The following is an 8,506-nucleotide window of genomic DNA, read 5'->3' as shown; positions in this document are numbered from 1 at the left end:
ATATCAAGATTGGTGATAAGATAATAACATCAAGTCTGAGTTCAATTTATCCTCCGGGAATTCCGCTCGGTGAAATCATAAAAATATCAGAAACCAAAAACAGTTTATTCATGGAAGCAGAGATTCAGCCATTTGTAAATATTGAACAAGTAGAAGAAGTTGGCATACTTGAACTGAATAGTGATTAATGATTAATGAATAATGAATAATGAATAATGAATAATGAATAATGTAAAATGTAAAATGTAAAATGTAAAATGATCACGAAATACACGAAATACACGAAAACTCGAGTCGCGTCATTCTTTTTGACACGACTCGGGTTTTTCAAACCGGAAAGCAGGACTTGGCTTGAAGCGTCCGCCAGTTGGCGGATAAGTCGAGAACTGCTGGTTTTTCTACTCTGCATACTGGAGTTCAGACGGTTCTTTTTCCGACTGGACTTCAGAATGCATCAAAATAATGAATAATGAATAATGAATAATGAATAATGACCATCCCGATGAAATATGAAAAGAAAAAACATTTCATTGGACAGGCGAAATACACGAAATACACTAAAGTCCCCATATTTCTCGTTCCCAGATATTCCCGTTTTCTCGTTCCCAAGCCCTCCCATTTTCTCGTTCCCAAGCCCCAGCTTGGGAACGCCTTTGCTTCAAGCCCCTGCTTGGAGAGAACAAAACTCATATTTTCTTTTTCAAAACAGCACAACGGAACGCTTTGGAAAAGCGTAATACGTATTCTTTTTTTCCCAAAAAGTGGCACACGAGTCCTTTCGTGTGTAAAACGATGAATAATGGATAATGAATAATGAATAATGAAGAATGACCACGAAATACACGAAAAGGCAAGCAAATGAAATATTCCATCCAGCACCAGCGGTGCGAAATTTTTGTAGCCAATGGTGTAAGCCATTGGACAAAGAAATCAAAGAATGAGTAAAAGCACCATAGGTGCGACATATTAACGAAAGGCATTTATCCAAATACATTAGTGGAAAAACCAGAATGAATAACATAACAACAGAAAGAACAATCCAAAACAGAATTTTTTTTCGGAAACCAATAAAAACCAAAATTTTAAATTCGCAGGACGATATTATTGAAATTGTGGGGGAGTACACAAAAAATGTAAGGAAAACAAATGATATTGTTGTGTTGAGCGAAAGTCCGGTTGCAATTACTCAAGGAAGAGCTGTTGCGGAAAATTCAATAAAAATAGGATTATTGGCAAAATTACTTTGGCGTGGTGTGCGAAACGTAAATTATGGAGTGGGTTTACGTTCAAAAACCAGCATGCAATGTGCGATAGACGAATGCGGAAAATTTCGGATCATTGTAGCTGCCTTCCTTGGTTTTTTCGGAAAATTGGTTGGAAAAAGGGGAGTGTTCTACAGAGTAGCCGGAAAACAAGCCGCTCTTGTGGATGCTGCTCACACTTCACCGGTTCCCCCCTATAATAAAACCGTTATAAAAGGACCAATAAACTGCGAAGAAATCTGCGAAGAAATCAGATCGGTGTATGGAAACGAAGCGGCTATAATGGATATCAATGATATCGGCGGATCGTGGGTAATTGGAAAATCTCGTGGCATTGATTCCAAACTTCTCGAAGAAATAATGAACGATAATCCCCAGGGTCAAGGTGATGAACTTACGCCAATCTGTCTCGTTTGGGAGAAAGAGAACTTGACTTAAGTGCGAATTTATAAAAAAATGTTAAACGGAAAACGAAGAAATATCGTCTCAAAAACCTTAGTGAAAATTGATACCAATTTGCGGCAAAAAAAGGAAAGCATGAAATGATTAGAATAATTTTTCTATCCATATTTTTTCTGTATTTTCAATATTTTTTCGCAGAAAATCTTGCGATAATGACGGTTGTCCCAAACTTTTTACTCTCCATTATCATTTTTTTGGGAATCACTAACGATGAGAAGGTTACTCTTATCTTTGCGTTTATTCTCGGAGTGATCATAGATTTGAATACACCTTGTTGTTTTGGGATTTCTACACTTTTATTTGTAATAATTGCCTTTATTTTGGGTAAAGTAAAAGGGTCACTAAATAAAAAACAATTGGGGCTTTATTTATTCCTGGTTATCGTTTCAAACTTATTTTATTTTTTATTAAGGGATCTGATAATTTTTGTTTTTAATGTGAAACAAGGGCTACCAATATTTAAAATTGTTTTTCTCTCTTTCTATAGTTCGCTTTTTTCATTTATAATAATTTTACTTTTTTTGTTTGTAAGCAAGCTTCATATTTCTACAAAAAGATTCTAAATGGCTCGTTCGGGATTGCGTAAAGAAGATTTTACTTTTATCTTAATAGCTGCTATTTTTTGTTTCCTGATATTTTTTTTGTATAAAGTTCAAGTCTCAAATGGTAGTTACTACAAGAAGATTGCAGAAAGTAATTATATAAGATCACTCCAAAAGCCAACTAAAAGGGGAATTATATATGATGCAAATCTTCAGCCTTTAGTGGAAAATATCCCCTCATTATCAGTGTATCTTGATTTGAGAAAAATGAAGGATAAAGAGGGAGTATCAGAATTCTTATCAAACAACCTCTTGCTTTCAAAAGAAAAAATTCTCAAGATAATCCATAAAAATAGATTTATTCGATTTGCTCCGATCCCCATTGCACATAATTTAGATATGGAAACCGCAATTCATCTTGAAGAAAATCTGGAAACATATCCCTCTCTAAAAGTTATTTCGGAGAGCCATAGAAATTATATTTCACAAAATCATTTTGTGGGATATGTCGGAAAAATATCAGAAAATGAATATGAACAGCTGCGGGGAGAAGGTTACGGGCAAATGGATTTCATCGGTAAAGTTGGACTGGAATCCTTTTATGAGAACGAATTGAGAGGTAGCAAGGGATATGATCTCCTTCAGGTGGATGCCTCCGGCACCTATCTCGGCTTGGGAAAAGGGAATAAGTTCAAGGCACCCCAACCAGGACTGGATGTTGTCCTCTCTGTTGATTATGCACTTCAGAAAAAAATTAATACGTTGTTACCATCGGATAGTTCATGTGTGGCAATTGTTATGAATTGTAAAACCGGTGGTATCATAGCGGCTGTCAGCCACCCATCTTACGATCAAAATTTTTTTGTTAGCGGTATGGAACGAGATTATTGGGAGGATATAATCCAAAATCCGCACAATCCCTTATTGAATAAAGTCTGCAATGCTACTTATCCTCCGGGTTCGGTATTCAAATTAGTTACCGCAGCCTTTGCTCTGGAAAATGAAATCGTGAAGCCGGATGAGGTGTTAGTAGATTGTGAGGGTGGAATGGACTTCGGTGGCAGATTTTTTGGTTGCTGGAAAAAAGAGGGACACGGAAAAATGGATTTACTCGGAGCTATCAGGGAATCGTGTGATACATATTTTTATGAGTTGGCAAAAAAAATAAAATTGGATGAATTTAAAAATTTTATTCAAAAGTGTGGGATTTTGGATAAATCAAAAATAGATCAATTTAATAAACGTCATAGTTTTTTTCCAAACACAAAATGGTATAATAAACATTATAGTAAACATGGTTGGTCAACAGGCAATCTTCTTAATTTGGTGATAGGTCAGGGAGAAGTGTTATTCACCCCTCTTGCAGTTGCACAATTCTACGCCGGACTTGCGAACAATGGGAAAGTGGTTACTCCGCACTTTGCAGATTACCTGTTTAAGGACGGAAAAAAATATAAGAAGATTGAATATCCGAGCTATAAATTGCCGATAAAAAAGAAAAATATTTCATTCTTACTTCACTCTCTCGACAAAGTTGTTAATGGGAAGCATGGTACTGGACAAATTGCCAGAATTAATGGCGTGAAGATCGGTGGTAAAACAGGTTCTGCAGAAAATTATAAGGGCGATACTCATGCGTGGTTCGTAGCAGTGGCACCCATTGATGATCCCGAAATTGTTGTGGTGGTTTTCGTGGAAAACGGTGGCTCCGGAGCAGGTATCTCAGCCATATTAACCGCGAAGATATTAGCTGAATATTTTGAGACTTCTACGTTTTACGATTTGTAAGTTACTGAGTTTGCTTAAGAAACCGTAAGTTAATTTATTCAAATTATTTGTCACGAAACACGATCAAATGTGATTATAGCCACAACTTATTTTTGTTTCATACTTCGGAAATTTACAGTTAGAATATCTTCATTATCTTGGTGACCGGTTGGAACTTGCTCAAAGTTTCAACTTTTTCTAATTTATTGGCACAAAAATTGCAAAATGTATAAAAATCATGAAGAAAATATTTATGTATAGATTCTATTTGAATTTATCATGGCAAATTCATTCACATATAATGGTGGGAATATTAATGGAATAGGAGATTTCCAGTGCAAAACATAAATGAAATAGCAAAAAGCGTTAGCTTACTTATCCTAAATTTTATCTCAATTATCGAAGAACCGGATGGTTTTACAAAATTTAAAATCGAATTTATCAGCTTAACCGATTCAATTTCAGGCTTGAGTGAAAATCACACCTTACTAAAATTACGCGAAGAGGTTGTGGGTATTCTGGAACAATTGGAGAAGAAAGATTATAAATCAGAGGACGAATTTGAAGAACTTACCGAGAACGTAAGTGAAGCATTAGAAAAATTTGAGGAAAAGATTGATCAGGGAATTTTCGAAGAAAATGAGGGGGAAACAGTCGCTGAAAATGAATCTGATAATGAAAATGAGGTAAAAGATCCCCCCCCACCAACCCAAGAGGATGAACCCGAAGAGCAAAAAATGGTTCTTGATGATTCAGATTTTGCAGAAGACATGGAGTTAATCAATGACTTTATCGAAGAATCAGTAGAGGATTTGGAAAACGCCGAATTGAATTTGGTAGAGTTGGAAAAAGACCCAACCGACAATGAGAAAATAAATACTGTTTTTCGCGCCTTCCATACGATGAAAGGCGTGGCAGGCTTTTTGGGATTTGATAAAATTGTAGAGATTGCGCATAACACAGAAGACCTTCTTGATGAAATTCGTAATAATAAAATTGCTATTGATGAAGACGTTTTTGATGTATTGTTCAAAATGGTAGATGCTCACAAAAACTCAATAAATGAATTATTGCTTGACGAAGAGGATCGCAATCTTGACGACAAAGCCGTTGAAGGTTACATTCAAGTTCTACTTGATCTTAGAAAAGAAAAGGTTGAGGTTGAGGTTGAGGATGAGGTTGAGGTTGAGGATGAGGTTGAGGTTGAGGATGAGGTTGAAAAACAGAAGTTGGACGTGGATGAAGAAAAAATTTCCGAAAAAAAGGATGAAATTTTCCTAATGCCGGAAAAAAGTAAGGAGAAAAAATCCAACATACAAAAAAAAGCAAAAAAAACTACTCAAAAAACCGCTACCTCCCATTCAATAAAAGTTGCTTCGGATAAACTCGATTTTCTTATTGATATGATCGGCGAATTGGTGATAAGTGCGAACATGATAAAAGGTGATGAAAATATCAAGAAAATGACAGATATAAATTTTGAGAAGAAACTTTCACAACTCTCCGAAATTGTCCGCTCTTTACAGGATTCTTCACTTGCTCTCCGCATGGTTCCCATTGGTGATACATTTGCAAAAATGCACCGAATTGTGCGTGATATTAAACGAAAAAACCACAAACAGATCCAGTTAAATCTCATTGGTGAAGATACTGAGATAGACCGAAATGTGGTGGACAGTATCTACGATCCGCTTGTTCACATGATCAGAAATTCCTGCGACCACGGGATAGAATCTCCGGAAGAACGGAGAAAAATCGGAAAATCGGAAATGGGTAATATCACCCTTAACGCCTACCATAAGGGAAACAAAATCCATATAGAAATTAGAGATGACGGGGGAGGTTTACACAAGGATGCAATTATCAAAAAAGCTGTATCCCAAGAATTGATTTCAAGCGGGGAAAATCTTTCCGAGCAAGCAATCTACAAACTTATTCTTCAACCCGGATTTTCTACCGCAAAAACCATTAGCAGTATATCCGGTAGAGGTGTGGGGATGGATGTGGTGGCAAAGTTTGTGAAAAATATTGGCGGAAACATTGAAATACAAAGTGAAATCGGAAAAGGAAGTAAATTTATTATCAAAGTTCCACTCACACTTGCGATCATTCAGGGATTGATCGCAGATGTTGGCGAACAACAATTTATAATCCCGATCATGAATATCAAACGCGCAATTTCACCAAAAAAAGAAAACATAAACCTGATTGCGGGTGGCGGCGAAACATTCACATATAACAGTATAATCATTCCTATAGTACGCCTTTACAAAAAATTTGATATTGAAAATGCTATCACAGATCCGGCAAAAGGAACTCTTATTATCATCGAAACTGAAGAACGTGATTTTGCCCTTCTTGTGGACAAAGTCGTTGATATGCACGAGACAGTGGTGAAACCTCTTACCGGACAATTCAAAGATATCGAAGGAATTTCCGGCGGAACCATAATGAGCAACGGAACCGTGGGATTGATCGTAGATATAAATAAAATTGAATTAGAACAATGAACGGCTGGAAAATAATTATTAATTATTAATGATTAATGATTAATGATTAATGAAAATGACCACGAAATACACGGAATACACGAAAAAAAAACTCGAGTCGCGTCACTCTTTTCGACACGACTCGGGTTTTGCAAACCGTAAAGCAGGACTTCGAGAACTGCAATGAATAATGAAAAATGAATAATGTAAAATGTAAAATGTAAAATGAATAATGTAAAATGACCACGAAATACACGAAATACACGAAAAACAAAAAACTCGAGTCGCGTCATTTTTTTCGACACGACTCGGGTTTTTCATTCGTGCAAATTTGTGTAAATTAGTGGCTAATTTAACAACCAAAGAAAGGAGCAAAAATGGCAAAAGAAAAAGTAATTACGGAAGACAGTAAGGTAGCCGCACTAATCGGCAAATATCTTACTTTTGAACTAAAACAAGAAACTTATGGGCTGGATGTTATGAAGATAATGCAGATTATCGGAATACCGGAGATAACACCTATCCCCAGAACCCCGAAGTTCGTGAAAGGAGTAATTAATCTCCGCGGGAAAATTATTCCGGTAATTGATCTGCGTCTCAAATTTGAAATAGAGCTGGAAGATTACACCGAAGAAACCGCTATTATTGTGGTTGATGTGAAAAATGCAGACGGTGATATTAATATTGGCATTATTGTTGACAGAGTTTCCGATGTGCTTGATATTCACGGAAAAGAAATAGAAATTACCCCCTCATTTGGCGTGGAAGTAAACTCCGAATTCATTCTCGGAATGGCAAAAATCCAAAAGAAGATAATTACCCTTTTGGATATTAACCGGATTTTAACTTCTGAAGAATTAGTCAAACTGCAAAAAGTAGAAAAATAATTGGTTAAGTAAAAATGGAAACGGAAAAAGATACCCACAAATTACACCAATTTCACGAAAACAAATCAGTATCACATGTTTAAAAAAGTGGAAAATATCAGATTTAGAATTTACTAACCCTTTTATAGCCTAAAATATTAATATGCTATATACAAAATACTATGAAATTACAAGGAGAAATATTATGTTTAAAAATATGAAAATCGGGCAAAAAACGATTGTTGGTTTTGTCTTGGTGTTAGCCTTCTTAATTGTACTCGCTTTTGTTATTTTGAGTGGTTTGAACAAGATAACCAAATCTGTTGAGACGTCTGACGATCAAAATCGCCTTATCAAATATATTCTTGAAGCAAGAAGAGAGGAAAAGAACTATGTTCTTCGCGGCGGTAAAGAATATATCGCCAAAGTGGAAGCATGGATTGATAAGATGAATAAGCAAATTGATGAGACCGAGGGAACACTCGAAGAAGATGCAGGAATATCGGAAGCGGTTGCTAAATACAAAAACGCATTTGATCAATTACAAAATACTTTTGGCGTTAACAAAACAGAAGTATTACCTGTCTGGAAAGAAATAGGAGCCGGCTTTAATAAGAAAATTTTAGCCATTAGAAGTTTATCAGGTGCAGGTACCGCAGTAAGTGAACAAGCGTATGATGTTGAAAAATGTTTTATTCTACATAGGGTTGCAGCTGTTTACTATATCGGAGAAGGGACTGAAGAAAATTGGACTGCATTTCAATCTGATATGGCAAAAACAAAATCATCTGTAGAAAAACTTGTATCATTGTCGAATAGTAGTCCAAAATTGAAAAATATGGCAAGTGAAATTGATGATTATGTGAGACAATATATTATTCAGGGTGATATTTATCATAAAAATCAAATTAATTCAGATTTGGCTAATGAAACAATGGTAACTACTGCCAGAAAAGTGCAGGAAATTGCCAATCATTTGCGAGAAGAAGAGAAGCAAATTATGCTTTCTGCAGAACATTCCACCAAAAATATGACCATGATATTTGGTCTCATTGCCTTCGTTATAGGAATTGTTGCCATGATTGTTATTAATAGGGCGGTATCCGGTGGAATCAAAA

Annotated in this window: 7 protein-coding genes; all 7 read left to right on the top strand. The window is 35.8% G+C overall.

Going from position 1 to position 8,506, the window contains the following annotated elements; genetic code table 11:
- On the top strand, positions 1-188 hold a 188-nt coding region (locus U9P79_05935; protein ID MEA2104161.1), incomplete at its 5' end, for a rod shape-determining protein MreC.
- Positions 189-1,010: 822 nt separating this feature from the next.
- On the top strand, positions 1,011-1,700 hold the full coding sequence (locus U9P79_05930; GenBank protein MEA2104160.1) for a coenzyme F420-0:L-glutamate ligase: 690 nt from the start codon (positions 1,011-1,013) through the stop codon (positions 1,698-1,700).
- A 104-nt stretch (positions 1,701-1,804) separates the two neighbouring features.
- On the top strand, positions 1,805-2,287 hold the full coding sequence (mreD, locus tag U9P79_05925; protein MEA2104159.1) for a rod shape-determining protein MreD: 483 nt from the start codon (positions 1,805-1,807) through the stop codon (positions 2,285-2,287).
- On the top strand, positions 2,288-4,054 hold the full coding sequence (gene mrdA / locus U9P79_05920; protein MEA2104158.1) for a penicillin-binding protein 2: 1,767 nt from the start codon (positions 2,288-2,290) through the stop codon (positions 4,052-4,054).
- 314 nt (positions 4,055-4,368) lie between these two features.
- Positions 4,369-6,543, top strand: coding sequence for a chemotaxis protein CheW (locus U9P79_05915; protein ID MEA2104157.1), 2,175 nt, complete (start codon positions 4,369-4,371; stop codon positions 6,541-6,543).
- Positions 6,544-6,899: 356 nt separating this feature from the next.
- Positions 6,900-7,409, top strand: coding sequence for a chemotaxis protein CheW (locus U9P79_05910; GenBank protein ID MEA2104156.1), 510 nt, complete (start codon positions 6,900-6,902; stop codon positions 7,407-7,409).
- Positions 7,410-7,593: 184 nt separating this feature from the next.
- The coding region (locus U9P79_05905; protein ID MEA2104155.1) for a hypothetical protein at positions 7,594-8,506 on the top strand (913 nt) is incomplete at its 3' end.

This window comes from Candidatus Cloacimonadota bacterium, from assembly GCA_034661015.1.
In the GTDB taxonomy this organism is placed as follows: Bacteria; Cloacimonadota; Cloacimonadia; order JGIOTU-2; family JGIOTU-2; genus JAYEKN01.
This window is presented reverse-complemented; position numbering and strand designations above follow the sequence as displayed.

Coding starts and splice junctions, on each gene's coding strand:
- U9P79_05930 (MEA2104160.1), top strand. CDS start 1,011: ATGAATAACATAACAACAGAAAGAACAATCCAAAACAGAATTTTTTTT.
- mreD (MEA2104159.1), top strand. CDS start 1,805: ATGATTAGAATAATTTTTCTATCCATATTTTTTCTGTATTTTCAATAT.
- mrdA (MEA2104158.1), top strand. CDS start 2,288: ATGGCTCGTTCGGGATTGCGTAAAGAAGATTTTACTTTTATCTTAATA.
- U9P79_05910 (MEA2104156.1), top strand. CDS start 6,900: ATGGCAAAAGAAAAAGTAATTACGGAAGACAGTAAGGTAGCCGCACTA.